Raw genomic sequence first — 24,050 nt, forward strand, 5'->3', positions numbered from 1 at the left:
CCATCGGAGGAGCGGCCTCAGTAGGGCCATTCCCCCCGGCCCAGCGCGGCAACGGCCGCAATGATGCGCGCAAAAGCCTCCGCCGCGGCCGGCACGGTTGTGCGGGCGCGCAGGAAACTGTGCACGAGACGGGGCTCCTCATGCCACCAGGCCTTGCCGCCGGCCTCCAGGATAAGGTCGCGATAGACTTCGCCGTCCGACGACAGCGGATCGCATTCGGCCGTGATGATCACCGTTGGCGGCAGGTCGGAAAAGTCGCGGTCGCGCAGCGGCGCGAAGGTCGGATCGCCAGGCGATTGCTTCCGGGCTGAGCGGACATCGCGGTAGAAGGCGGCGTCGCTTGTCGACAGCAGCGGCGCATCGGCGTGTTCCACGTAGGAGCCGATCGCCTCGTGGCCGCCGAGATCGGGATAGATCAGCAACTGGCCGATCGAGGCGCGCGGATGGTGACGCGTGGCCTGTGCCACCGCCGCCGCCAGATTGCCGCCCGCACTTTCACCGCAGAGCAAGAGCGGCGGCTCGCCGGTCGCCGCCGCCCATTCGAAAGCCACCAGCGCATCGTCGAAGGCGGCGGGGTGGAGATGCTCGGGCGCCAGCCGGTAATCGACCGACACAACGTCGAAGCCGGTGCCGGCGCAGATTTCGGCGCAGATGTCGTCATGGCTTTCGAGCCCGCCGAGGATGAAACCGCCGCCGTGGAAATAGAGCACTGTCGCGCGCGGTGTGGCGCCGGCGAGCCGGTAACGGCGGACCGGGATATCATGGTTCGAAGCGGCGACCAGGCTGTCGGTGGCCTTGACCCCAGGCGGACGGCCCTGGTGAAAGGCCCGGCACATCCTGGCATAGACCGCGCGCTGCTTGTCGATCGGCAGGCCGGCGATCTCCGGCGGGTACCAGGCGTTGACGCTGTCGATATAGGCCCAGAGCGCCGGGTCGAGCCATGGTCCGTATTTGCCGCGGCTGGTCATTTCAATCCGAGGGGCACGTCAAAGCTCGGCATAGAGACGGGCGGCGTTTTCAAAAGTGAAGCGCAGGGGTACAGAGCCTTCGACCTGCCAGACGGTGACCGTTTCGCCGGCCAACAGCCGGCAGGCGCCGCCGGTGTCGGTAACCGCGCCGCCATAGAGCCGGTTGGCAAGGTTGAGGATGCCGGTCTGGTGCATGGCCGCGCTGCCGCTGCCGCAGGCATCCTTGACCAAAAGCACGCGAAAGCCCCTTGCCACGGCATCCCTGACCGACGCGTCGATGCAGGCCTCGGTCCACACGCCAGCCATGACGAGCCATTCGACGCCGGAAGCCTTGAGCCGGTCGCCAGCCGGACCGGAGCGGAAGGCGCTGGCCTCGGCCTTGATCAGCAGCGCCTCGCCATTCGCCGGCGCCACCTCGTGGCAGATCTCGGTCAGCGGGTCGCTCTTGTCGGAAAAGGCCGACTTGCCGTCTTCGCCGACCGGATGAAAGGGCCGGTCCTGGCTGTCGAGATCGACGATATAGGCCCAGTGATGAAGCGGCACATGGTTTTGCCGCGCCGCCGCCTGCAGGCGCTGGACGTTGCCGAGGATTTCTTCATAGCCCTCGACGAGGTAGCGCTTGTCCCGCCGATGCTCTTCCTGCAGGTCGATGAACACAGCGGCCACCGTGCCGGGGCGGATGGAAATGGGGGCTTTCATGCGGATGCGCCAGGATTGGCGCTCAGCGCCGTTCGGTTCAGCGAGCTGGCGCTAGCCCTGATGATTGGCCGTCGCCTCCCCAACGTCGTCATCCCAGGGCGAAGCAGGAGCGAAGCTCCGTCGCGGAGACCCTGGGATCCATGCCGTGACCTCGATCGAATGGTGCAGCGGAGCAGAATTCCGTAGCCGTTGCGACGCTTTGTCGTCACGACATGGATCCCTTGGGCTGCGGAGCAGCTCCAGAGGTCTGCGCTGCGTCGCTGCGCTCCTTGCTCCGCCCTAGGATGACGAAAGCAAGGGGCGTTCGCTCCGGTTGTTGACGGACACGGATCCACATCAAACCTGCGTCTCCAAAAACTCATCCTCATACGGAAAGCGCGACAGAAGCTCGGTGCCGGTCTCGGTGATCAGGATTTCGTCCTCCAGCTTGACGCCTTCGCGGCCGCCCTTCTCGCCAATATAGCTTTCCACGCTCACCACCATGCCTGGCACGATATGGCCGTCGCGGCCATAGGTCTCGTAATCCATGGCATGCGCGATGAACGGTGTCTCGCCATGCATGCCGACGCCGTGCATGACCGAGGTGTAGCGCTGGTCGACGAAGCGGTCCGGAATTTTCCACGCCTTCTCGGCGATCTCGCGGAACGCCATGCCGGGCTTCACGATCGAAATATTGTGCTGAACCTGATCATGCGCCATGCGGTAGAGCGATTTCTGATAAGGGGTCGGTCTGCCCGGCCCGCAGCGGAAGGTGCGCGAAAAATCCGAATAATAACCGTAACAGCCGATCGTGTCGGTATCGAGCGCCAGCAATTCGCCGGGCCTGATCTTGCGGCCGCTGGCTTCATTGAACCACGGATTGGTGCGCTGGCCCGAGGTCAGCAGCCGCGTTTCGATGAACTCGCCGCCCTGGCGTATGACCTCGCCATACATGATGGCGAACAGCTCGTTCTCGGAAACGCCGGGCTTGATCGCTTCGCGCACCGCATAGACGGCGGCTTCGGCGCCGGCCATCGAGGCCAGCAGGCATTTGACCTCCTCCGGCGTCTTGACCGCGCGCACGGCGAGGATCTCGCCCTGGCAGTCCCGGACCTCGCAGCCGCGCTTCTCCAGGGCGAGTGCCTGCAGATGGCTGCAGCGGTCAAGGCCGAGCTTCATCGAGCCGCCGCCATGTTGCTTCAACAGTTCGGCGATCTCGTCGGCGAAGGGACCGGCGGTTTTGTCGTCGCGGCCCGACACGGAAGACCAGACAAGCTTGGAAGGACGCGCTTCATCGATCGTGTCGAGCACCATGGAGACATGGTAGCTCTGCGGATATTCGAACAGCACGATCGGCCCGTCGGTCGGAATGAAGAAATAGCGGGTCGAATTGCGCAGGAAATAGCCGAACATGTTGCGCGAACCGGTGGCGTAGCGCTGGTTGTAGGGGTCGAACAAAACGACGCCGCCATAGCCGGCCTCGCGCATCCAGCCGCGCAGTTTCGCCAGCCGGCCTTTGCGCAGGGCATCGGCATCGATGAAGGACGGCTCGGTGTCCGACAGCCACATGCCGCCGGCCGGATCGGCCGCCGCCGGGTGGCGCATGCGGTCCTTGAAGTCGACGTCCTCCGTGCTGTCGGGGTCGAATACGACGATGCTCATGGGGTCTGGCCTTTGGCTGGGTGTAGGGCCAGAGCATGGCGCAGGGGGATCGGGGCGATTGTGCGGAAAACCGCGTGGGTTGTGCGGGATACCGCTGCAGGACAGAGGGGGGGCGCTGTCCCGCCAACGCCTCCCGCGTCAACGCTCGCGCTAATGCCTTCTCGCCATCTTCGGCGCATGGCCATGCTCCTCTCGAAAAGCCCGGGCAAAGCTCGACATCGAGGCAAAGCCGCAGGCCAGCGCCACGTCGCGCACGGCAAGCGTCGAATGCGCCAGCAGGTCGGCGGCGCGTTTCAGCCTGAGCCGCCGATAATAGCCGTTGGGCGAGATGGCGAGTTCGGAGCGGAACGAGCGTTCGAGCTTGTCGGAGGAAACGCCGAGCTTCGCCGTCAGCTCGGCCATGCCGAGCCGCTCCTCCACCGCGTCTTCCATGATGGCGATGGCCGACAGCACCAGCTCGTTCTGCACGCCGGTGCGCAGGCGCAGCGGCATCAGCTTGCGGTCGACGCTCGAGCGCAATTGGCTGTGCACGAACCATTCGGCGACGCCCGCGGCAAGCTCGGCGCCGTAGTCGCGGGTGACGATCTCCAGCATCATGTCGAGGCTGCCGACGCCGCCGGCCGAGGTAAAACGCTTGCGGTCGATGACGTAGAGATCGCGGCGCAGCTCGATGTTGGGGAACGCCTCGGTGAAGGCGGCCTGGCTGGTCCAGTGCAAGGTGCAGGCATGGCCGTCGAGCAGGCCCGCGCGGGCGAGGAAGAACGCCGCGTCCGCGACCGCGCCGATATGAGCGCCGGCGCGCAGGCTGCGGCGGATCCAGCTCGCGGCGTCCTCGGCGACGAGATGGTCGGCGTCGCCGCCCGAGCAGACCACGATGCGGTCGACCTTGGGCGCTGCCTCGGCGTAAAAGCCTGGCTGGATGACGACGCCGTTCGAGGCCTCGACCGTCCCTTGGGTCGCCCCGACGATGATCCAGCGGTAGCATTCCCGCTTCGCCAGTATGTTGGCGGCGCGCAGTGGCTCGATGACGGAACTGAACGCCATCATCGGAAAGCCGGGGAACACCAGCACCGCGAAGGTGAGCGGGGCGTCCGTGGGTTTGGGTGGTTCGCGTGTGGCCATGACGTCCGGAGCCGGGAGGATCGGGGGCTACAATTCGGGCAGATGGGCTTCGGGGTCAACGGTGTTCGGCCAAAGGCGAAGGGGCGAACGCAAGCGCTCAGTCCAGATACCGGGACACGCGCGCCTTCAGAAGCGCGATCAGCTCCGGGTCCATGAATTCATAATCGTCGGGGATATCGAGGCAGATCACCTTGGCCGCCTTCAGGCTGGCCTTGAATTGCTTCCGCAGTTTCGTCCGGTGGGTTTTCTCCATGACAAAGATGATGTCCGCCCAGCCGACGAGCTCGTGCGTCAGCGGCGTGTCGGCGTCATGATTGGTGCCAGCCGAGGCGACTTCGATGTCGCGCCGCGTGGAAAACACCTGTTCGGCGGTCGGGCTGCGCAAGCGGTTCTGGCTGCAGACGAAGAGGACGTTTTTCAAGGTTTAGCGCGCCAAATCCGCCACCACGGCGTCGAGCACGATCATGCCGGCCGGCGTGGCACGCAGCCGGGCGTTGCCGATCGGCGCCACCAGCCCCTCGCCCTGCAGCACCGACAGCCGAGCGCTCGACAGCTCGCGCCCGGAAAAGGCCTCGTAGCGCGAGAGGTCGATGCCTTCGGCGAGCCTCAGCCCCATCAAAAGAAATTCGTCCGCCTCTTCGGAGCGCGTCAGCAGCTCGCCGCCGGTGATGCCATGGCCCTTGGCCTCGACCAGATTGGCCCAGGTCTCCGGCATCCGTTCGGCGATGGTCACCACACGGTGGCCGTTCTCCACGAAGCGGCCATGCGCGCCGGGGCCGACGCCGACATATTCGCCGTAGCGCCAATAGGTCAGATTGTGCCGGCTCTCGGCCCCCGGCCTGGCGTGGTTGGAGATCTCGTAGGCCGGCAGGCCGTGCGCCGACGTGATTTCCTGCGTCAGTGCATAGAGATCGGCGGCGTGGTCGTTGTCGGGAACGACGAATTTCTTCGCCGCGTGCAGCGCATGGAAGGGCGTGCCTTCCTCGATGGTCAGCTGGTAGAGCGACAGGTGGTCGGCGGCATGGCCGATCGCCTGTTCGAGTTCCGCCTGCCAATCCTCCGGCGTCTGCCCGGGCCGCGCATAGATCAGGTCGAAGGAGAGCCGCGGAAAGATTTCGCGCGCGAGCCCGATGGCGTGCAAGGCTTCCCTTACATTGTGCAGCCGGCCGAGAAAGCGCAAATCCTTGTCGTTCAGCGCCTGCACGCCAAGCGAGACGCGGTTGACGCCCGCCGCCCGGTAACCGCGAAACCGCTCCGCCTCGACCGAGGACGGATTGGCCTCGAGCGTCACCTCGATGCCATCAGGCACCGTCCAATTCCCAGCCACGGCGTCCAGAACCCTGGCCACGGTTTCCGGCTTCATCAGCGACGGCGTGCCGCCGCCGAGGAAGATGCTGGTCACTTCGCGCGGCCCGGTGCGCTGGCGCATCGTTGCCAACTCGGCCTCGAAGGCGGCGGCGAAGCGCTCCTGGTCGACCGGCTGGTGGCGGACATGGCTGTTGAAGTCGCAATAGGGGCACTTGGCCGCGCAGAACGGCCAATGGACATAGACGCCGAAGCCGGGACCGCGGTCGAGCGCCATGGTGGTGCCGGGTCCGATCATGCCGAGCCAGGCCTCACCGAACCAAGCCGGGCTTGGGCGAATTTCTGGAAGGCGCGGGCGCGGTGCGACAGCGCCGTCGCCTGGCCGGGTTTCCAGCCGTGCTTTTCCTCCGCGCTCATCTCGCCGAAGGTCTTGTCGAAGCCATTGGGCAAAAACACCGGATCGTAGCCGAAGCCGAGCTCGCCGCGCGGCGGCCAGACCAGCGTGCCCTCGGCCTCGCCGCGATAATATTCGGCCTCGCCGTCGGGAAAGGCGAGGCAGATGACGGCGACAAAGCGGCCCGTGCGCCGCTCGGGCGTGGCCGCGCCGACTTCCTGCATCGCCACTTCGGTGCGCTGCATGGCTATGGCGAAATCGCGCGATCCGTCTGGTGTCTCGGCCCAGTTCGCGGTATAGACGCCGGGCGCGCCGTCGAGCGCGTCGACACACAGGCCAGAATCGTCCGACAGTGCCGGCAGGCCGGTCGCCTTTGCGGCGGCAAAGGCCTTGATGTAGGCGTTTTCCTCGAAGGTGGTGCCGGTTTCGTCCGGTTCGGGCAGGCCATACGCCTTGGCTGATTTCGCCTCAAAGCCGAACGGTCCCATCAGCTCGGCGAATTCGCGCAGCTTGCCTTCATTGTGGCTGGCGACGACGATCTTCTTGCCATCAAGCGTATGGAGGTTTGGCGAGTGCATCAAAGGCCCCAGATTCTCGGCTCGGCGAACTCGATCGAATTGCCCGAAGGGTCGCGTATATAGATCGAACGGCCACCTTGCGGCCATTCGAATTCGCTTTCGACGGCGATTTTCTTCGCCAAGAGATGGGTTTTCCAAAGCTCGATTTCAGCGGCGTTTGCGGCAAAGCACAGATGGCCTTCGCCAACCGTGCCGTGCGGCGGCACTTTCAGCCTTGCGTCCGGCGCGGGCGGAATTCTGGTCGCCTCGGCGTTGAAGACGAGCAGGACGCCCGGGCCACAGCGGAAGAAAAGGTGGCGGCCGTCGACCTTGCCGAGGAGAGTGAGGCCGAGGATATCGGTGTAGAAGACCTCTGCTTCAGCGAGGTCGGTGACATAGAGGGCGGATTCAAGAATGGCGGAGGGTGTCACGAGGCGCCCCCCTCTGCCCTGCCGGCCATCTCCCCCGCAAGGAGGGAGATTGGCAGCGCGAGCGCCGGCTCGTGGTATTCTATGCTGATTATTGGCGAAGCTCTCGACAACATCCGATCTCCCCCCTTGCGGGGGAGATGGCCGGCAGGCCAGAGGGGGGCGCCCAGGCTCGGCATCGAAAACTCAGGCCACCGCCATCTGCTGCAGGCTGACCAACCGGGAAATGCCCTTCTTGGCCAGGCCCATCAAGGCCGCGAACTGCTCTTCGGAGAAGGGCTCGCCCTCGGCGGTGCCCTGGATCTCGACGATGCCGCCCTTGCCGGTCATGACGAAATTGGCGTCGGTGCCGGCCGAGGAATCCTCGATATAATCGAGATCGATGACCGGCTGGCCGTCATGGATGCCGCAGGAAATCGCCGCGACATGATCCTTCAGCACTTTCGAAACACTGGCCATCTGCCGCGCTTCCATCCAGCGCAGGCAGTCATACAGCGCCACCCAGCCGCCGGTGATCGAAGCGGTGCGGGTGCCGCCATCGGCCTGGATGACGTCGCAGTCGACGGTGATCTGCTGTTCGCCCAGCGCCTGCAGGTCGACCACGGCGCGCAGCGAACGGCCGATCAGCCGCTGAATCTCCAGCGTGCGGCCGCCCTGCTTGCCGGCGGAGGCCTCGCGGCGCATGCGCTCGCCTGTCGAGCGCGGCAGCATGCCATATTCGGCCGTCACCCAGCCCTTGCCGGAATTGCGCATCCAGCCAGGCACCTTTTCCTCGAGGCTGGCGGTGCACAGGACATGCGTGTCGCCGAACTTCACCAGGCACGAGCCTTCGGCATGCTTGGAGACGCCGCGCTCGAAGGATATGGCGCGCATTTCGTCGAATTGGCGTTTGGAGGGGCGCATTCGGCCTGCTTTCTTGTCATTTTTTTGAATCGTGGCCGGCTTTTAGACGCATGCAGGGCACGGCGCAAAGGAAAAGGGGCGGTGACCCGACACAGACACCGGGTTGCGCGCGGCCCACCGAAGTCTATATCCTTGAACCGGAGGTTTTTAGCCGAATGACCAAGGCAGTCGATCCCGCCTCGCAGTCGCTGGCTCTTCAGTCGCTCGACATGCGCTCGCGCGACATCTTCCGGCGCATCGTCGATTCCTATCTGCGGGACGGCGAACCCGTGGGCTCGCGCAGCCTGTCGCGCATCCTGCCGTCCTCGCTGTCGCCCGCCACCATCCGCAACGTGATGAGCGACCTCGAGCATCTCGGGCTGATCTACGCGCCGCACATCTCGGCCGGGCGCCTGCCGACCCAGGCTGGCCTGCGTTTCTTCGTCGATGCCTTCATGGAGCTTGGCGACCTCTCCGACGAGGAGCGCCGCACCATCGAGGCGCAGGTGCGGGCCTCCGGCTCCGGCGCGACGCTGGAGCATATGCTGACCGAGGCCAGCCAGATGCTGTCGGGCATGTCGCGCGGCGCCGGCCTGGTGCTGGCGGCCAAGAACGAGGTGGCGCTCAAGCATATCGAATTCATCCAGCTGGAGCCGACCAAGGCGCTTGCCGTGCTGGTATCGCAGAATGGCGATGTCGAAAACCGTGTCGTCGAGCTGCCCGCCGGCATCACCGTCTCGCAACTGCACGAGGCCTCGAATTTCCTCAATGCGCATATCCGTGGCCGCACGCTGGCCGAGGCGCGCACCGAGATCGCCCGCATCAAGGAAGAGACGAGAGCCGCCCTCGACACGCTGTCGCAGGACCTCGTCGAGAAGGGGCTTGCGGTGTGGGCGGGGGCCGAAAGCGGCCTGCCGGCGCGGCTCATCGTGCGCGGCCGCGCCAATCTGCTGGAAAACGTCACCGCCCAGGCCGACATCGAACTCTTGCGCCACCTGTTCGAGGACATGGAGACGCAGGACGGGCTGATCCAATTGCTCGACCTCGCCGAGCAGGGATCGGGCGTGCGCATCTTCATCGGCTCGGAAAACAAGCTGTTCTCGCTGTCGGGCTCGTCGCTGGTGGTGGCGCCCTATCGCGACAAGGACGCCCGCGTCGTCGGCGCGCTCGGCGTCATCGGCCCGACAAGGCTGAACTATGCCCGCATCGTGCCGATGGTGGATTATACGGCACAGCTGATTTCCCGCATGCTGAGGTAAGGAGTCCGAGGAATTATTGCTTTGGTTTCCATGCCGGAATTCGACCGCGAACGACTTTCCTGGCGGGACCGTAAATCCAGACAGGCTGCAAAGGAGAAAAAGAATGGCGCTGGAATCGTTCAAGGCCCAGATCAGTCTGCTGCTGGAGGAGATGGTCAACCAGCCGGAGGACCAGCACGAAATTCAGGAACAGCTGCGCGAAAAACTGCGCGAGATGCGCGCCATGGGCCTGCCATTGCCGGCCGATCTCGTTGAATTGGAAAAACGCCTGGACGACGATTTTTACGCTGCCGGGACCTGACCCGAGAAGTTTTGCGCATGGTGCGCAACGGAACCCACGGGCAAACCGATCGTTGCTTTCCTTCATGACGGATTGGAGGAAGTGATGCGATTAGCCGGACTGGCGATGTCCGCACTGTTTGTCACGACCGCAGCGCTCGCCCAGCCAGCCGACCAGCCTGTGCTCAAGGGCCCGGCCGCCTTCGGCGACTGGCGCGCGGACAGGCCCGGCGTGCGCCGGCTGATCAAGCCGGAAGACCTGCCGAAACCCTATGTCACCAAATCCGCCTCCAACAGCGCCGGCGTGATCGACATGCCGGCGGACGCAAAGCCGCATTTGCCGCCGGGGTTTTCGGCCGAGTTGATCGCCTCGGGGATCGACAATCCGCGCGTCGTGCGCATCGCACCCAACGGCGACCTGTTCGTTGCCGACAGCAAGGCCAACCAGCTCCGCGTCTATCGCCTGGCGAAGGGCAGCGCGAAAGCCGCTGAGAAAAGCATCTTTGCCGGCGGTCTCAACCGGCCCTATGGCATTGCCTTCTATCCCCCGGGCAAGGACCCGCAATGGGTCTACGTCGCCAACAGCGACAGCATCGTGCGTTTTGCCTACGGCAATGGCGACCTGAAGGCCTCGGGCGAGCCGCAAACCATCGTCGCCGACATTCCTTCGACCCACCACTGGACCCGCGACATCGCCTTCTCGCCCGACGGCAAGACACTTTATCTTTCCGTCGGCTCCGGCTCGAATGTCGCCGAGGACATGGGCAAGAGGCCCAGGGGCGGGCTCGACGCCTGGGTCAAGGCTAAGCCGCTCGGCGCCAGTTGGGGTTCCGAGGCGGGCCGGGCCGAGGTCCGGGCCTTCGATCCCGACGGCAAGAACGGCCGCACAGTCGCCACCGGCTTGCGCAACTGTTCGGGCATGACCGTCCAGCCGGCGACCGGCGCGCTATGGTGTGTCGTCAACGAGCGCGACGGGCTCGGCGACAATGTGCCCGCCGAATACGCGACATCGGTCAGGGAAGGCGCCTTCTATGGCTGGCCCTGGTATTATATCGGCGACAATGAGGACCCGCGCCACAGGGGCGAGCGGTCCGATCTCGCCGGCAAGGCTGACAGTCCCGACGTGCTGATGCAGGCGCATTCGGCGCCGCTCAACATCGCCTTCTACGATGGCAAGGATTTGCCCGCCGACACCGGATTTCCCCAGGCGTATCGAGGCGACGCGTTCGTTGCCCTGCACGGTTCGTGGGACCGCGGCAACAGGACCGGCTACAAGGTGGTCCGGCTTCTGTTCAAGGACGGCAAGCCAACCGGCGAATACGAGGATTTCATGACCGGCTTCGTCGTTTCCAATGGCGAGGTGTGGGGCCGCCCGGTCGGCGTTGCGGCGGCCGGCGACGGATCCTTGATCGTCTCCGAGGACGGCAACGGCACGATCTGGCGCGTGACTTATAGCGGCGACCGCTCCTGACCCTTCCTTGCGAACCGGGCCATGCCGTCTGGTGCAAGCGAATTTCGCGCTCAGGGCGTTCTCCCCGAGGCCGCCTCGTGCGACAAGGGCGCGACTGCCCTTGGACGCCAGCGCCATGACCCTCACCGGATTCCTCGCCTATAGTGCCGCACTCGGTATCGCCGCCGCCATTCCTGGCCCCGGCATCACCGCGCTGGTCGCGCGTGCGCTGGGCTCGGGCTTTCGCTCGTCGCTGGCCATGTCCTTCGGACTCATGCTGGGCGATCTCACCTACCTGACCGCCGTGGTGCTGGGCCTCGCCTTCGTCGCGCAGGAGTTCGGCATGGTTTTCCTGGCCATCAAATGGGCCGGCGTCGCCTACCTGGCTTTCCTCGGCTGGCGCTTCTGGACCGCCGGCATCACACCTGAAACCGTCGAAGCCAGGAAGGGAAAGGGCGGCTTGCTGTCGAGCTTCGTCGCCGGCCTCACCGTGACGCTCGGCAACCCCAAGACGATGATCTTCTACCTCGCCATCACGCCGACCATCGTCGACCTGAAGACGATCACGCTTGCCGATTACGGCATTCTCGTCGCTCTGACGGTCGTCGTCCTGTTCGTCGTGCTGGTGCCCTACCTGGCGCTGGCGGCCAAGGCGCGCTGGTTCCTGAAGTCGCCGCGCGCGCTGAAGGTGCTGAACCGCACTGCCGGCGCCTTCATGGTTGGCGCGGCGGCGGCGATCGCCGCTCGCCAGTAGGTCGTTTCGGCCAAACCATTCCCTGGCGCGGCTGTTTCGGGAAATGCTTTTCCGAGTGCCAGGCGTTTTCAGCACGCGCCCCACTCGGATATTTTCCAGCCGCAGCCTATCTTGCGCGGTTGAAAGCCCTATTCTGTCGGCTACTGCCAATTGCCTGAAATCCAGGGAGCGAAACCAATGAACAAGCCCGTCACTTCAGCCCGCGTACCCGGCCGCGGCCGCATCTACGATTCCATCACCGACACGATCGGCGACACGCCCTTGGTACGGCTCGACAAGTTCGCCAAGGAGAAGGGCATCGTCGCCAATCTGGTCGCCAAGCTCGAATTCTTCAATCCGATCGCCTCGGTCAAGGACCGTATCGGCGTAGCGATGATCGAGGCGCTGGAAGCGGCCGGCAAGATTGCCCCCGGCAAGACCACGCTGATCGAACCGACATCCGGCAACACCGGCATCGCGCTCGCCTTCGCCGCCGCCGCCAAGGGCTACAAGCTGATCCTGACCATGCCGGAGACAATGTCGGTCGAGCGCCGCAAGATGCTGGCGCTGCTCGGCGCCGAACTGGTGCTGACCGAAGGCCCGAAAGGCATGAAGGGCGCCATCGCCAAGGCCGACGAACTGGCCGCGACGATCCCCAACGCCATCATTCCGCAGCAGTTCGAAAACCCGGCCAATCCAGAGATCCATCGCAAGACGACGGCGGAGGAAATCTGGAACGACACCCAGGGCGGGATCGACATCTTCATCGCCGGCATCGGCACTGGCGGCACCATCACCGGCGTCGGCCAGGTTTTGAAGAAGCGCCAGCCCGCGCTGCATGTCGTCGCCGTCGAGCCGGATGCTTCGCCGGTCCTGTCGGGCGGCCAGCCCGGCCCGCACAAGATCCAGGGCATCGGCGCCGGCTTCGCGCCAAAAATCCTCGACACCACGGTCTATGACGAGATCGTTAAGGTCTCGAACGAGGATTCGGTCGCCAATGCGCGCCTCATCGCCCGCCTCGAAGGCGTGCCGGTCGGCATCTCCTCGGGCGCGGCCCTGCAGGCGGCCATCGTCGTCGGCTCGCGGCCCGAGAACAAGGGCAAGACCCTGGTCGTGGTCATCCCCGATTTCGCCGAGCGGTATCTGTCGACGATCCTGTTCGAGGGGCTGGGAGCTTAGGCTTCGATACCCAAGAACAGCAGCGCTAACGTAGCTTGTTTAGCGTCCTGAGCCTGGCCCGTTGAAAAACCTGCCGTGGAGTCCTTACCCGACTTGAGTAGCCCCTGCTTCCGGTGCAAATCTCGAGCGCGCCCTGGTTCGGGCCGGGGGGAGGATTTCATGTACAAGCTCTACACGCGTCCGGGCAGCGGCGGCTTTGTCGTCGAGGCGGCGCTGGCGCTGATCGATGCGCCTTTCCAGCAGATCGACGTGCTGAAGAGCGAGGCGCCCGATCCGGCCTTCCTCGCCATCAGCCCGTTGAACCAGGTGCCGGTGCTGACCTTGCCGGACGGACGCTCGGTCACCGAATCGGCGGCGATCTGCATCCTGCTCGCCGAGCGCCACCCGCAAGCCGGCCTGGCGCCGACCGCCGATGAACCGGCGCGCGCGGAGTTCCTGCGCTGGATGGCGTTCATGTCCTCGGTGCTCTACCCGGCGATGCTGCGGCTCTACTACGCCCATCGCTACACGACGGATGCCGAGGGCACGAAGGCGGTGAAACAGGCGGCGGTCGCCGAGATGGACCGCGGGTTTGCCGTCGTCGATGCAGCCTTGCGCAACCGCGACTGGCTCGCCGGCGATCAGATGTCGCTGGCCGACATCTATCTCGTCATGCTGGTGGCTTGGCATCCCGACATCGACATGGCGCGGGCGGCCTGGCCCGGTATCGAACGCCTGTGGGCGCGGTTGCGCGAGCATCCGCTCATGGAGACGCTCAACACGTCGCACGAAATGTGGCCGGCCTGAGCGGACACTTCACTGTATGAGCGCGGCGCGTCTTGCCTGCAGGAAGCGGCGCACCGCCGGATCGCGCTCGAGGCCGATCGCCCGATCATAGGCTTCGAGCGCCTGCGGTGCCTGGCCGAGCCTGGCCAGCAGGCCGGCCCGCGCGGCCCAGTAGGGCTGGTAGTCATTGAGCCGCTTGTCGTCTCCCAGCACGTAAAGAGCCGCCAACCCCGCCACCGCGCCCTCGGTCTCGGCGATCGCCACCGCGCGGTTGATCGCCACGACCGGTGATCCCGCGATCGAAAACAGCGCTTCGTAGAGCGCGCGGATCGCCGCCCAGTCGGTGCGGCCGCTCAGCCGTCGCGCCACATGCGCCGACTGGACCGCCGCCTCGAGCTGATAGCGGCCGATCGTGCCCATGGTGGCGGCACGGCGGAGCAGCGCTTCGGCCTCGTCGACCAGGGCGTGATCCCACAGTGCATGGTCCTGCTCGGCGAGCGGCACATACTCTCCGGCCGTGTCGCGACGCGCGGCGCGGCGCGCCTCGGCGAACAGCATCAGAGCCAGCAGGCCCAGCGCTTCCGGCTCGTCCGGCAGCAGCGAGGCCACCAGCCGGCCGAGCCAGATACCTTCGGTGGCGAGGTTTCGGCGCCGCGTCTCTGTACCGGCGGGGTCGGACCAGCCCTCGGCGAAAGCGGCGTAGATCGCCTCCAGCACGGCGTCCAGCCTTTCACCGAGTTCGGCTCGCTCCGGCACGCGGAACGGAATGCCGGTCTCGCGGATGCGGCTCTTGGCGCGCACCAGCCGCTGTCCCATCGTTGACGGCGAGAGCAGGAAGGCGGATGCGATCGTCGCGGCATCGAAGCCGAGGATGGTCTGAAGGATCAGCGGCGCCCGCACGCCGGGTTCGATCGCCGGATGGGCGCAGGCGAACATCAGCCGCAATCGTTCGTCGGGCAGGTCCTCATCGGTCATGCGCGCCTCCGCCTCCTCGGCAATCAGCTTGAGATGGTCGCGGCCGGCTTCGCCGGTCAGCCGCCGCCGCACCGCATCGACACGCCGCCGCCTTGCCACCGCGAGCAACCAGGCTTCCGGCTTTTCCGGCACGCCGGTGCGCGGCCAGCGTTCAAGCGCCGCCGCAAAGGCGTCGGCCAGAGCATCCTCCGCGGCAGCCACGTCGCGCGTGCGCGCCGCCAGCCAGGCGACCAGCTTGCCGTAGCTCTGCCGGGCGGCCGTCTCGGCGGCCACCCGGGCAATTTCGGGGCGTGTGTCCATCACGCCGTCATTTCCTGGGCAGATAGTCGGCCATTTCCCAGATCGGTCGCACCTCGACAGTCCCGGTGCTGGCCGCCGGACAGCGCGCCGCCCAGGCGATCGCGGCGTCGGCGTCCTCGGCCTCGATCATGTAGAAGCCGGCAAGCTGCTCCTTGGTGTCGGCATAGGGGCCGTCGAGCACGCTGGTCTTGCCGTCAGTCATCCGGACCAGGGTGGTCGCCTGGCTCGGGCGCAGCCTGTCGCCGGCCAGCCAGGTGCCGGACTTCTTCAGCGCTTCCGTGTAGGCGTCATAGGCGGCGCTCATCTGATAGGTCGCCTCGGTCGGCACGTTCGCCATCGCGGCTTCGTCGGCGTAAATCATAAGCATGTATCGCATGGGTCTTCTCCCGTGGTTTCGAAGGCCGCTTCGTTGCGGGCCGAACGTATGTCGCGCGACCTTGGCCGATTTCGACAGGCGCTGGAAAAACTTTCGGCTCCGGCCGCGCCTTGTGCAAGCGGGCATATGTTTGGCGACACTCTCAACCATTCGTCTAACGAGCGGAATTGCGGGTTGGCATTTCTCCTCCGCTGTCTAAACTCGCCCGGTTCGCGTCAGGGAGGCGATGCGGCCAATATTTCAGGGAGGAAACCGGATGTTGAATTTCAGAAAGAGGTTTATTGCTGCCGGCGCGATGGCGCTTTCCCTTGGCCTTGGCGCGGTGTCTGCCACCGCGCAGGAATTCATCAATGTGCTGACCGGCGGCACTTCGGGCGTCTATTATCCGCTCGGCGTGGCACTGTCGGAAATCTACGGCAAGGGCATCGAGGGCGCCCGCACCCAGGTGCAGGCGACCAAGGCCTCGGTCGAGAACCTCAACCTCCTGCAGCAGGGCAAGGGCGAGATCGCGTTCGCGCTCGGCGATTCCGTCAAGATGGCCGCCGAGGGCAATGCCGAGGCCGGCTTCCCCGGCAAGCTGGACAAGCTGCGCGGCATCGCCGCCATCTATCCCAATTACATCCAGATCGTCGCCAGCCAGGAATCCGGCATCAAGACGCTCGCCGACCTCAAGGGCAAGAGCTTGTCGGTCGGCGCGCCGGCATCGGGCACCGAGCTCAACGCGCGGGCCATCTTCGCCGCCGCCGGGCTGAAATACGAGGACCTCGGCCGCGTCGAATATCTGCCCTTCGCCGAATCGGTCGAGCTGATCAAGAACCGCCAGCTCGACGCCACGCTGCAATCGGCCGGGCTGGGCGTCGCCTCGATCCGCGATCTCGCCACCTCGCTGCCGATCAATGTCGTTGCGGTGCCGGCCGAAGACGTCGCCAAGATCGGCTCGCCCTATCTGTCGGTGGTCATTCCCAAGGGCACCTATGAGGGCCAGGCAGAGGATGTCGCGACAGCCGCCGTCGGCAACTTCCTCATCACCCGTGCCGATGTCTCGGATGAGACCGCCTACCAGATGACCAAGCAGATGTTCGAGCATCTCGACCAGCTTGCCGCCGCGCACGCCGCCGCCAAGGCGATCGACCCGGCCAAGGCCCTCGACGGCATGCCGGTGCCGCTGCATCCGGGCGCGGAGCGGTATTACAAGGAGAAGGGGCTGCTGAAGTAGGCGAGGACTATCTGAGATGTCTTCGCGACGCGCCTCGCACTATCATTCGCTCATTTTGGAGTGCGTCGGATGAGCGAAGCAGTCGACGGCAAATCCTCCACCTTCCATCTCCCCGTCGCCGAAGAGCAGGTAGAAGGACTGCCGCCGGGTTTCGGCGACGGCATCGCCGGCAAGGCGGCCTTCGCCATCGCGGTCGCTTTTTCCGCCTTCCAGATCTACATCGCCGCCTATGGCAGCCTGCCGAGCCAGGTGGTGCGGGCCATGCATGTCGGCTTCCTGCTGCTGCTCGGCTTCGGCCTGATCGCCAATCTGCGCGCCACCAACCTGCCGGCCAAGGCCGCGTTCTGGACGCTGGGCGTGCTCGGCTTCGGCACCGGCCTGTACAATTGGGTGTTCTATACCGACCTCATCCGGCGCTCCGGCTTCCTCACCACGCCGGACCTGATCGTCGGCGCGGTGCTGGTGGTGCTGGTCTTCGAGGCGGCGCGCCGGCTGATGGGACTGCCGCTGGCGGCCATCGCCTTCATCTTTCTCGCCTATTGCTTCGTCGGCAATCATCTGCCGCCGCCCTTCATCCATCGCGGCTATGACTTCGCCCAGCTGGTCGACACCTTCGCCTACGGCACCGAAGGCATTTACGGCACGCCGATCTATGTCTCGGCCGCCTATATTTTCATCTTCGTCGTCTTTGCCGCCTTCCTGGAGCGCGCCGGAATGATCGCGCTGTTCAACGATTTCGCGCTCGGCCTGGTCGGCACCTGGCGCGGCGGCCCGGCGCAGGTCTGCGTGCTGTCCTCGGCGCTGATGGGCACCATTTCCGGTTCCGGCGTCGCCAATGTGGTGGCCAGCGGCCAGTTCACGATTCCCTTGATGAAGCGCTTCGGCTTCCGCTCGGCCTTTGCCGGCGCCGTCGAGGCGACCTCATCGATGGGCGGCCAGATCATGCCGCCGGTGATGGGCGCGGTCGCCTTCATCATGGCCGAGACGCTGAACATCCCCTATGCCGACGTGGTCAAGGCGGCCATCATCCCGGCGCTGCTCTATTTCGGCGCCTGTTTCTGGCAGGTGCATCTGGAGGCAGGCAAGGCCGGCCTGAGCGGCATGGCCAAGGCGGACCTGCCCAACCCCTGGGACGCCGTGCGACAGCACTGGCCGCTGGTGCTGCCGCTGGCGGCGCTGATCTATCTGCTGTTCGCCGGCTACACGCCGGTCTTCGCCGGTACGATGGGCCTGGCGCTGACCATCGTGCTGATCCTCGGCACGCCGCTGGCGGCGCTGATCGGGCCGCTCGCCTTCCGCGTCGTCTTCTGGCTGGCGCTGGGGCTTGCCGCCGCCTCCTTCATGAAATTCGGCGTCAACATCCTCAGCCTTGTCATCGCCGCACTCGTCATTGCCTGCCTTGCCTTCAGGGGTGGCCGCGAGACGCTGCGGATCTGCATCGATTCGCTTGCCGAAGGCGCCAAGAACGCGCTGCCGGTCGGCATTGCCTGCGCCATCGTCGGCATCGTCATTGGCACCCTGACGCTGACCGGCATCGCCTCGACCTTCATCGGCTGGATCATCTCGATCGGCGAGAACAATCTGTTCCTGTCGCTGGTGCTGACCATGCTGACCTGCCTGGTGCTCGGCATGGGCATCCCGACCATCCCCAACTACATCATCACCTCGTCGCTGGCCGGGCCGGCGCTGCTATCGCTCGGCGTGCCGCTGGTGGTCAGCCACATGTTCGTCTTCTATTTCGGCATCATGGCCGACCTGACGCCGCCGGTGGCGCTGGCCGCCTTTGCCGCCGCACCCATGGCCAAGGAGAGTGGCCTCAAGATCGGTATCCAGGCGACAAAACTAGCCATTGCCGGCTTCGTCGTTCCGTTCATGGCGGTCTACACGCCGGCGCTGATGCTGCAGGACGCCGGACCGATCGCCGCCCAGTTCGGTTATCCCGTCGAGGTCGCCTACATCGTTCTCAAGGCCTGCATGGGCATCGTGCTGTGGGGCGCCGCCGCCGTCGGCTTCCTTGCCACGCGCATGGCCTGGTGGGAACGGCTGGTCGCCTTCGCCGCCGGCGTGCTGCTGGTGGCGGCGGTGCCGCTGACCGACGAGACCGGCTGGGCGCTGTCGCTGGCCTGGATCGGCTGGCATGTCTGGCGTGCCCGGCAGGCGCCGGCCAGGGCATGATCCCGAAGCGAAGGTCGGCGAACGCAAAAAGCGGCACCCGGCTGGCGGCGGCGATCCTGCTCAGGCGAGAAACCGCATGAGCCTGTGCATCCTCGCCGCCGGCAAGAGCGTGACGCTCGGCGTTGCCGCCTTCACATTGTCCTGGGCGCATTCGGTGGAGCGGACGCGCTGGGAGGAAGACTGGAAGGTGACGCCCTCCGGCCTGCAAGTGGTCGAGGCCCGTATCAAAGGCTCAGGTGCCGGCATGGAGCCGCCGGAAGGTGCGGTGCTGAAGGATGGCTGGTGGGCCTATTCGCCCAAGGTCGGGCCGCAGCCCCGTCTCGTGCTGGCGGCCTCCGGCGCGACGGCCGGTGGCTGGACGCTGTGCACGTCCCAGGATTGCCGCGAACTGGGTAAGGCGGCGGGCGGCGCGATTGTGCTCCAACCCTGTGTGGCCGATCGCTTGAGCCGGCCGCGGTAGCGCGCATTCATCCGATTGGCCGCAACCAGGCGCGACGCTCTCGAAGAGGATCAGCGGCTGCACCGAAGGGTTCAGAGGGACGGCTTGCGTGGGATGGCTCGTCCGCGGACGCGCGGTCACGCTAGCCTCGGCTGCTTATGTCCTATGACACCAAGCCAGCCGATGGCGGCATCAAAGACGCGGCGTTGCCGCACGCCGGCGGTCGGCCAGGACAGGGCGTTCGGCGCGATAGGCGGTGGCGCGGCTGTCGGCGTCCGGCCTGCAGATGCGGCTGTTGTGGCGGCTTTCGAAGCTCATGGTCAGTGCGCGCCCAGCGACGTGCCGCGACGGGCGCAGGCCGGACCGGGGCCACGCATGTAATAGCGCTCGGGCCGATAGGTCGGCGCGACGAATTCGCGGATAGCGGCGGCATAGCCGATGAGTTGCGTGAGGAAGTTCATTTTACCTGGTCCCTGTCCCGATTTTCGGACGTCCCTTCCGAAGTGCGAGAACGATAGCATCGAGGCGTGAATACTCAGTGAACGTGATGTTAATTTTTGGTCGAAAACCCGTCGCTTCATGGCCGGATTGCGGCTGATTCGGGGTGTTTCGACGCCTTTTGTCACCATTTCGGTTGGTGTGACTTTTGCATCACATATGTTTCGTTTGAATGTCGCCTTGGCGCGCTTGTGTTTCAACTTTCGTGCCGCCCGGGAATTTCCTGCCGTGCGGCCGCGAGCGCTCGGAACCGGCCCCACCAATGGACGTTGAGTTCCAAGAACCGGCATTGCCGGCTCACAGGCACTGCCCAGGCAAGGCCGGGATCTCCCGAACAAGCAAGAGCAATGGAAAGGTTGAAATCATGGGCTTCTTTTCGAAGGACATCAAAACGCTGGACGACCTCTTCGTGCACACGCTGCGCGACATCTATTATGCCGAAAAGCAGATCGAGAAGGCGCTGCCGAAGATGGTCGACAAGGCAACCGATCCGCAATTGAAGGCCGGCTTCGAAAAACACCTCGAGCAGACCAAGGGCCATATCGAACGCGTCGAGCAGGTGTTCGAGCTGCATGGCGTCAAGGCCAAGCAGGTCAACTGCCCGGCCATCGACGGCATTCTCGAGGAGGCCGACGACGTCAGCGGCGATGTCGACGACAAGGACGTTCTGGATGCCGCGCTGATCGCCTCCGCGCAGGCCGTCGAGCACTATGAAATGACCCGCTACGGCACCTTGATCGCCTGGGCCAAGCAGCTCGGCCGCAGCGACTGCGCCAATGTGCTGGCCAAGAATCTCAAGGAAGAGCAGGCGACGGATCGCAAGCTGACCGAAATCGCGGAAAGCAAGATCAACCTGCAGGCCGCCGAATAGGGGCTGAAAGCCGGGGCCGGCGGCAACCGCGCCGGCCCCGGCCGACCGGGTTGGAACCGAGCGGGGTGGTCGCCCGTTCCAGCTGATCTTTCTCAAAGGGAAAACCTCATGGCGCCGCGCCCGGCCTGGAAAGGCTATCTGAAGCTCTCGCTGGTCACCTGCGCCATCGAACTGACCAACGTGGTCACCCATGCCGACAAGGTCTCGTTCCACATCCTGAACCGCAAGACCGGCAATACGGTGAAGCGGATCTATGTCGACGCCGAGACCGGCAAACCGGTGGAGGACGGCGACGAGATCAAGGGATACGAGATCGAAAAGGGCGACTTCGTCCATATAGAGGAGGACGAGATCGAGGCGGTGCAGATCGAAACCTCGCACACGATGAGCCTCGACGGCTTCGTCGACAAATCCTCGATCCGGCAGATCTATCTCGACACGCCCTACTATGTCGCTCCGGCCGACAAGGTTTCGGAGGAGGCCTTCGCCGTCATCCGCGACGCGATGGCGGGCAAGAAGATGGCCGGGCTGGCGCGCATCGTTCTTTATCGGCGCGAGCGTCCAGTGGTCATCGAGCCGCTCGGCAAGGGCATGGTGCTGACCACGCTGCGCTACGACAACACGGTGCGCCAGCCGGAGACCGTCTTCGGCGACATCGAGGCGGTGAAGACCGACCAGGAGATGACCGATCTGGCCGAGCTCATCATCGACAAGAAGAAGACCAAGTTCGATCCCTCGAAATTCGACGACAAATATGAGGAAGCCCTGCTCGAGCTGATCCGCGCCAAGAAGGCGGGGCACAAGGCGCCCAAGGCCAAGGAGGCGCCCAAACCCTCCAATGTCGTCAACCTGTTCGACGCGCTGAAGAAGAGCTTGTCGTCGGATTCGGCGCCGACCAAGTCGTCCCCGGCGAAAGCCAAGCCGGCGGCCAAACGTGCCAAGGCGAAAAGCGTTGCGCCGAAGCGCAAATCGGCCTGAGGATACGAGATGGCCAGCAGCCTCGAACAGTATCATTCGAAGCGTGACTTCAAGAAGACCGCCGAGCCGGCGGGCAAGGTTGCGCGCGGCAAGAAGGCCGGCGGCATCTTCGTCGTCCAGAAGCATGCCGCCACGAGGCTGCATTACGATTTTCGCCTCGAGCATGACGGCGTGCTGTGGAGCTGGGCGGTGACGCGCGGTCCGAGCCTCGATCCGCACGAAAAGCGGCTGGCCGTGCATGTCGAGGATCATCCCATCGACTATGCCGGCTTCGAAGGCACCATCCCCAAGGGCGAGTATGGCGGCGGCTCGGTCCTCGTCTGGGACGAGGGCACCTGGATGCCCGAGGGCGATCCGGCCAAGATGATGGCGAAGGGGCACATCAACTTCGAGCTCGAGGGCCACAAGCTGCGTGGCAAGTGGCATCTGGTGCGGCTGCGGCCGCGGCCCGGCGAAAAACGCGACAACTGGCTGCTGATCAAGTCGGACGATGCCGCCGCACGCCCCGGCGAGGATATTCTGCAAGACGAGCCGAAATCGGTGAAATCAGGCCTGACGATCGAGGAGGTCGGTGAAGGCAAGGCGGCCAAGGGCGAGAAGCCGAAGGTCTGGCATTCGAACAAGCCGGCCGCCGGCAAGGCCAAGACCGGCGGCAAGAAGCTCGATTTCATCGAGCCGCAGCTCGCCACGCTGGAGCGCGACGCACCGTCGGGCCAGGACTGGCTGCATGAGGTGAAGTTCGACGGCTACCGCATGCAGGCGCAGATCGCCGGCACCGACGTTCGGCTCTTGACCCGCACCGGGCTGGACTGGACGGAAAAATTCGGCGGCGAGATCGCGGCCGAACTCGCCGGGCTGAAATGCAGCGACGCCATCCTCGACGGCGAGATCGTCGTGCTGGCCGACAGCGGCGTGTCGTCCTTCGCGCTGCTGCAGCAGGATCTGTCGGCGAAGCGGACGAACCGCTTCATCTATTACGTCTTCGACCTGATGCGGCTCGACGGCAAGGATTTGCGCCGCGAGCCGCTTGTCGAGCGCAAGCAGGCCCTGCAGGCGCTGCTCGGCGAGCCGTCCGACACCGCGGCGGTGCGTTTCTCCGACCATTTTGCCGAACCCGGCAAGATCATGCTGGAACATGCCTGCCGCATGGGGCTGGAAGGCGTCGTCTCAAAACGCGCCGATGCGCCCTACCGGAGCGGGCGCGGTCCGACATGGGTCAAATCGAAATGCACGGCACGGCAGGAATTCGTCATTGGCGGCTATCTGCCGTCGGACAAGACCGGGCGCGGCCTGCGCTCGCTGCTGGTCGGCTATTTCGAAGGCGGCAGCCTGCACTATGCCGGCCGTGTCGGCACCGGCTTCTCCACCAAGAGCGCCAACGACTTGAAAAAGAAGCTCGATGCGCTGAAGGCGGACGCCTCGCCCTTCGATGCGGCCGTGCCGAAGGGCAAGGGCCTGGTCTGGGTCAAGCCGGAACTGGTCGGCGAAGTGGAGTTTCGCAGCTGGACGTCGGACCGTATAATACGCCATGCTTCGTTCCAGGGGCTGCGCGAGGACAAGCCGGCGGAGGAAGTCGTGCAGGAAAAGCCCAATGCAGCGGGAACAGGGGCAGCGGGAACCAAAACAGCGACAGGCAAAAGCCCCGCCAAGGCCAAGCCGGCGGCAGGCAGCGCCAATACGGCGGCAACGGCGGCGAAAACGACCGTGAAGCTCTCCCACCCGGACAAGCTTCTGTGGCCCGACGAAAAGATATCGAAGCAGGCCCTGCTCGATCATTACGCGCTGGTATGGCCGCGCATGAAGCAATTCGTGGTCGACCGCCCGCTCAGCCTTGTCAGGGCGCCCGATGGCGTTGGCGGCCAGCGTTTCTTCCAGAAGCATGCCTCGCCCGGCATGCATGCGAAGATCGAGAAGACCAAGGACCCCACGGATGGCGAGGAAATCCTGTTCATCCGCGATTTCGACGGCATCGCGGCGCTGGTCCAGCTCGGAGTGGTCGAGATCCACATCTGGGGCTGCACCATCGACAAGCTTGAACAGCCCGACCAGATCGTCTTCGACCTCGACCCCGACGAGGGCGTCGACGTGAAGGCGGTGCGCGAGGCGGCGCTCGACATCAGGGGCAAGCTCGACGAGCTGTCGCTGCCCAATTTCGTCAAGACATCAGGCGGCAAGGGCTTTCACGTCGTCGTTCCGCTGAAGCCGTCGGCGGATTGGGCCGAGGTCAAAGGCTTCGCCCATGATTTCGCCAGGGCGCTGGAGCAAGGCGCGCCGGACCGTTACACCGCGACGCTGTCGAAGAAGGCGCGCACGGGGAAGATCTTCGTCGACTACCTGCGCAACGGCAGCGGCGCGACCACCGTCGCGCCCTACTCCTCGCGCGCCAAGAAGGGCGCGACGGTGTCGATGCCGGTGACATGGGCCGAGATCGAGGCCGGCCTGCCGCCGAACGCCTTCCCGATCGGCGACAAGACGACGCTGAAACGGCTCTCGGAAGCCGATCCGTGGGTGGATTTCTTCAAGAAGGGCAAAGTGCTGAAGCGGGGGTAGCTCGACTCTCG

Annotated in this window: 25 protein-coding genes; 12 read left to right on the forward strand and 13 right to left on the reverse strand. The window is 65.1% G+C overall.

The features are described 5' to 3' along the window. Positions 1-17: 17 nt before the first annotated feature. The 9 genes from LB571_RS03025 to rph form a co-directional block, all read right to left on the reverse strand. Complete coding sequence (locus LB571_RS03025; protein ID WP_224592161.1) at positions 18-968, reverse strand: alpha/beta hydrolase; 951 nt, start codon at positions 966-968, stop codon at positions 18-20. 18 nt (positions 969-986) lie between these two features. Next, a complete protein-coding gene (locus LB571_RS03030) occupies positions 987-1,667 on the reverse strand; it encodes an isochorismatase family protein (protein ID WP_224592164.1) in 681 nt (226 codons plus the stop codon). A 336-nt stretch (positions 1,668-2,003) separates the two neighbouring features. Continuing rightward, complete coding sequence (locus LB571_RS03035; protein ID WP_224592168.1) at positions 2,004-3,308, reverse strand: M24 family metallopeptidase; 1,305 nt, start codon at positions 3,306-3,308, stop codon at positions 2,004-2,006. Positions 3,309-3,458: 150 nt separating this feature from the next. After that, positions 3,459-4,430, reverse strand: a complete 972-nt coding sequence (locus LB571_RS03040) for a GlxA family transcriptional regulator (protein WP_224592170.1) — start codon at positions 4,428-4,430, stop codon at positions 3,459-3,461. 97 nt (positions 4,431-4,527) lie between these two features. Next, a complete protein-coding gene (locus LB571_RS03045; protein WP_015314798.1) occupies positions 4,528-4,851 on the reverse strand; it encodes a low molecular weight protein tyrosine phosphatase family protein in 324 nt (107 codons plus the stop codon). 3 nt (positions 4,852-4,854) lie between these two features. Then, complete coding sequence (gene hemW / locus LB571_RS03050) at positions 4,855-6,033, reverse strand: radical SAM family heme chaperone HemW (protein WP_224592171.1); 1,179 nt, start codon at positions 6,031-6,033, stop codon at positions 4,855-4,857. Beyond that, positions 6,030-6,707, reverse strand: coding sequence for an RdgB/HAM1 family non-canonical purine NTP pyrophosphatase (gene rdgB, locus LB571_RS03055; protein ID WP_224592173.1), 678 nt, complete (start codon positions 6,705-6,707; stop codon positions 6,030-6,032). Before rdgB ends, hemW begins: the two co-directional genes overlap by 4 nt. Further along, positions 6,707-7,117, reverse strand: a complete 411-nt coding sequence (locus LB571_RS03060) for a VOC family protein (protein WP_224592175.1) — start codon at positions 7,115-7,117, stop codon at positions 6,707-6,709. Before LB571_RS03060 ends, rdgB begins: the two co-directional genes overlap by 1 nt. Before the next feature lie 183 nt (positions 7,118-7,300). After that, on the reverse strand, positions 7,301-8,017 hold the full coding sequence (rph, locus tag LB571_RS03065; RefSeq protein WP_015314794.1) for a ribonuclease PH: 717 nt from the start codon (positions 8,015-8,017) through the stop codon (positions 7,301-7,303). A 155-nt stretch (positions 8,018-8,172) separates the two neighbouring features. Here rph and hrcA point away from each other — a divergent pair, with 155 nt between their 5' ends. The 6 genes from hrcA to LB571_RS03095 all read left to right on the forward strand — a co-directional run bounded on the left by hrcA (position 8,173) and on the right by LB571_RS03095 (position 13,682). Then, positions 8,173-9,255 (forward strand): heat-inducible transcriptional repressor HrcA, encoded by a 1,083-nt coding sequence (hrcA, locus tag LB571_RS03070; protein WP_015314793.1) that lies wholly within the window; start codon positions 8,173-8,175, stop codon positions 9,253-9,255. Between the two features lie 103 nt (positions 9,256-9,358). Next, a complete protein-coding gene (locus tag LB571_RS03075) occupies positions 9,359-9,556 on the forward strand; it encodes a hypothetical protein (protein ID WP_015314792.1) in 198 nt (65 codons plus the stop codon). A gap of 105 nt (positions 9,557-9,661) precedes the next feature. Then, positions 9,662-11,005, forward strand: a complete 1,344-nt coding sequence (locus tag LB571_RS03080; RefSeq protein ID WP_224592177.1) for a PQQ-dependent sugar dehydrogenase — start codon at positions 9,662-9,664, stop codon at positions 11,003-11,005. Between the two features lie 115 nt (positions 11,006-11,120). After that, on the forward strand, positions 11,121-11,738 hold the full coding sequence (locus LB571_RS03085; RefSeq protein WP_140618139.1) for a LysE family translocator: 618 nt from the start codon (positions 11,121-11,123) through the stop codon (positions 11,736-11,738). 177 nt (positions 11,739-11,915) lie between these two features. Continuing rightward, positions 11,916-12,896: a cysteine synthase A gene (cysK, locus tag LB571_RS03090; protein ID WP_140712085.1), complete on the forward strand. Its 981-nt coding sequence runs from the start codon at positions 11,916-11,918 to the stop codon at positions 12,894-12,896. A 159-nt stretch (positions 12,897-13,055) separates the two neighbouring features. Further along, complete coding sequence (locus LB571_RS03095) at positions 13,056-13,682, forward strand: glutathione S-transferase family protein (RefSeq protein WP_224592179.1); 627 nt, start codon at positions 13,056-13,058, stop codon at positions 13,680-13,682. A 9-nt stretch (positions 13,683-13,691) separates the two neighbouring features. On the opposite strand, the gene LB571_RS03100 is transcribed toward LB571_RS03095, so the two are convergent. Both LB571_RS03100 and LB571_RS03105 read right to left on the reverse strand, forming a co-directional pair. Then, on the reverse strand, positions 13,692-14,936 hold the full coding sequence (locus tag LB571_RS03100) for an RNA polymerase sigma factor (RefSeq protein ID WP_224592251.1): 1,245 nt from the start codon (positions 14,934-14,936) through the stop codon (positions 13,692-13,694). 7 nt (positions 14,937-14,943) lie between these two features. Further along, positions 14,944-15,312: a YciI family protein gene (locus tag LB571_RS03105; RefSeq protein ID WP_015314786.1), complete on the reverse strand. Its 369-nt coding sequence runs from the start codon at positions 15,310-15,312 to the stop codon at positions 14,944-14,946. Between the two features lie 256 nt (positions 15,313-15,568). Here LB571_RS03105 and LB571_RS03110 point away from each other — a divergent pair, with 256 nt between their 5' ends. The 3 genes from LB571_RS03110 to LB571_RS03120 all read left to right on the forward strand — a co-directional run bounded on the left by LB571_RS03110 (position 15,569) and on the right by LB571_RS03120 (position 19,163). Beyond that, entirely contained in the window at positions 15,569-16,528 is a 960-nt protein-coding gene (locus tag LB571_RS03110; protein ID WP_224592180.1) for a TAXI family TRAP transporter solute-binding subunit, read from the forward strand. A 69-nt stretch (positions 16,529-16,597) separates the two neighbouring features. Next, a complete protein-coding gene (locus LB571_RS03115; protein ID WP_015314784.1) occupies positions 16,598-18,703 on the forward strand; it encodes a TRAP transporter permease in 2,106 nt (701 codons plus the stop codon). A gap of 76 nt (positions 18,704-18,779) precedes the next feature. Continuing rightward, on the forward strand, positions 18,780-19,163 hold the full coding sequence (locus LB571_RS03120; RefSeq protein WP_140618416.1) for a DUF1850 domain-containing protein: 384 nt from the start codon (positions 18,780-18,782) through the stop codon (positions 19,161-19,163). 171 nt (positions 19,164-19,334) lie between these two features. On the opposite strand, the gene LB571_RS28735 is transcribed toward LB571_RS03120, so the two are convergent. Beyond that, on the reverse strand, positions 19,335-19,460 hold the full coding sequence (locus tag LB571_RS28735) for a hypothetical protein (protein ID WP_263484918.1): 126 nt from the start codon (positions 19,458-19,460) through the stop codon (positions 19,335-19,337). Between the two features lie 2 nt (positions 19,461-19,462). Next, the gene (locus LB571_RS03125; protein ID WP_015314782.1) at positions 19,463-19,603 is read right to left on the reverse strand and encodes a hypothetical protein; all 141 of its coding nucleotides are present in this window, start codon (positions 19,601-19,603) and stop codon (positions 19,463-19,465) included. Between the two features lie 401 nt (positions 19,604-20,004). On the opposite strand from LB571_RS03125, the gene LB571_RS03130 reads away from it, so the two are divergent. From LB571_RS03130 to ligD, 3 genes are all read left to right on the forward strand, one after another. Continuing rightward, complete coding sequence (locus tag LB571_RS03130) at positions 20,005-20,511, forward strand: ferritin-like domain-containing protein (RefSeq protein WP_015314781.1); 507 nt, start codon at positions 20,005-20,007, stop codon at positions 20,509-20,511. A 108-nt stretch (positions 20,512-20,619) separates the two neighbouring features. Then, positions 20,620-21,489 (forward strand): Ku protein, encoded by an 870-nt coding sequence (locus LB571_RS03135; RefSeq protein ID WP_224524692.1) that lies wholly within the window; start codon positions 20,620-20,622, stop codon positions 21,487-21,489. 9 nt (positions 21,490-21,498) lie between these two features. Continuing rightward, positions 21,499-24,039 carry a DNA ligase D gene (gene ligD, locus LB571_RS03140; RefSeq protein WP_224592182.1) on the forward strand — a complete coding sequence of 847 codons (2,541 nt, stop codon included), beginning with the start codon at positions 21,499-21,501 and terminating at the stop codon, positions 24,037-24,039. The last annotated feature ends 11 nt before the right edge of the window (positions 24,040-24,050 follow it).

Origin of the sequence: Mesorhizobium sp. BR1-1-4 (genome assembly GCF_020165375.1) — a bacterium.
Lineage (GTDB): Bacteria > Pseudomonadota > Alphaproteobacteria > Rhizobiales > Rhizobiaceae > Mesorhizobium > Mesorhizobium australicum.

Coding starts and splice junctions, on each gene's coding strand:
- rph (WP_015314794.1), bottom strand. CDS start 8,017: ATGCGCCCCTCCAAACGCCAATTCGACGAAATGCGCGCCATATCCTTC.
- cysK (WP_140712085.1), top strand. CDS start 11,916: ATGAACAAGCCCGTCACTTCAGCCCGCGTACCCGGCCGCGGCCGCATC.
- LB571_RS03100 (WP_224592251.1), bottom strand. CDS start 14,936: ATGGACACACGCCCCGAAATTGCCCGGGTGGCCGCCGAGACGGCCGCC.
- hrcA (WP_015314793.1), top strand. CDS start 8,173: ATGACCAAGGCAGTCGATCCCGCCTCGCAGTCGCTGGCTCTTCAGTCG.
- LB571_RS03120 (WP_140618416.1), top strand. CDS start 18,780: ATGAGCCTGTGCATCCTCGCCGCCGGCAAGAGCGTGACGCTCGGCGTT.
- LB571_RS03105 (WP_015314786.1), bottom strand. CDS start 15,312: ATGCGATACATGCTTATGATTTACGCCGACGAAGCCGCGATGGCGAAC.
- LB571_RS03135 (WP_224524692.1), top strand. CDS start 20,620: ATGGCGCCGCGCCCGGCCTGGAAAGGCTATCTGAAGCTCTCGCTGGTC.
- rdgB (WP_224592173.1), bottom strand. CDS start 6,707: ATGCACTCGCCAAACCTCCATACGCTTGATGGCAAGAAGATCGTCGTC.
- LB571_RS03085 (WP_140618139.1), top strand. CDS start 11,121: ATGACCCTCACCGGATTCCTCGCCTATAGTGCCGCACTCGGTATCGCC.
- LB571_RS03095 (WP_224592179.1), top strand. CDS start 13,056: ATGTACAAGCTCTACACGCGTCCGGGCAGCGGCGGCTTTGTCGTCGAG.
- LB571_RS03025 (WP_224592161.1), bottom strand. CDS start 968: ATGACCAGCCGCGGCAAATACGGACCATGGCTCGACCCGGCGCTCTGG.
- LB571_RS03030 (WP_224592164.1), bottom strand. CDS start 1,667: ATGAAAGCCCCCATTTCCATCCGCCCCGGCACGGTGGCCGCTGTGTTC.
- LB571_RS03130 (WP_015314781.1), top strand. CDS start 20,005: ATGGGCTTCTTTTCGAAGGACATCAAAACGCTGGACGACCTCTTCGTG.
- LB571_RS03115 (WP_015314784.1), top strand. CDS start 16,598: ATGAGCGAAGCAGTCGACGGCAAATCCTCCACCTTCCATCTCCCCGTC.
- ligD (WP_224592182.1), top strand. CDS start 21,499: ATGGCCAGCAGCCTCGAACAGTATCATTCGAAGCGTGACTTCAAGAAG.
- LB571_RS28735 (WP_263484918.1), bottom strand. CDS start 19,460: ATGAGCTTCGAAAGCCGCCACAACAGCCGCATCTGCAGGCCGGACGCC.
- LB571_RS03110 (WP_224592180.1), top strand. CDS start 15,569: ATGTTGAATTTCAGAAAGAGGTTTATTGCTGCCGGCGCGATGGCGCTT.
- hemW (WP_224592171.1), bottom strand. CDS start 6,033: ATGATCGGACCCGGCACCACCATGGCGCTCGACCGCGGTCCCGGCTTC.
- LB571_RS03035 (WP_224592168.1), bottom strand. CDS start 3,308: ATGAGCATCGTCGTATTCGACCCCGACAGCACGGAGGACGTCGACTTC.
- LB571_RS03075 (WP_015314792.1), top strand. CDS start 9,359: ATGGCGCTGGAATCGTTCAAGGCCCAGATCAGTCTGCTGCTGGAGGAG.
- LB571_RS03040 (WP_224592170.1), bottom strand. CDS start 4,430: ATGGCCACACGCGAACCACCCAAACCCACGGACGCCCCGCTCACCTTC.
- LB571_RS03125 (WP_015314782.1), bottom strand. CDS start 19,603: ATGAACTTCCTCACGCAACTCATCGGCTATGCCGCCGCTATCCGCGAA.
- LB571_RS03080 (WP_224592177.1), top strand. CDS start 9,662: ATGTCCGCACTGTTTGTCACGACCGCAGCGCTCGCCCAGCCAGCCGAC.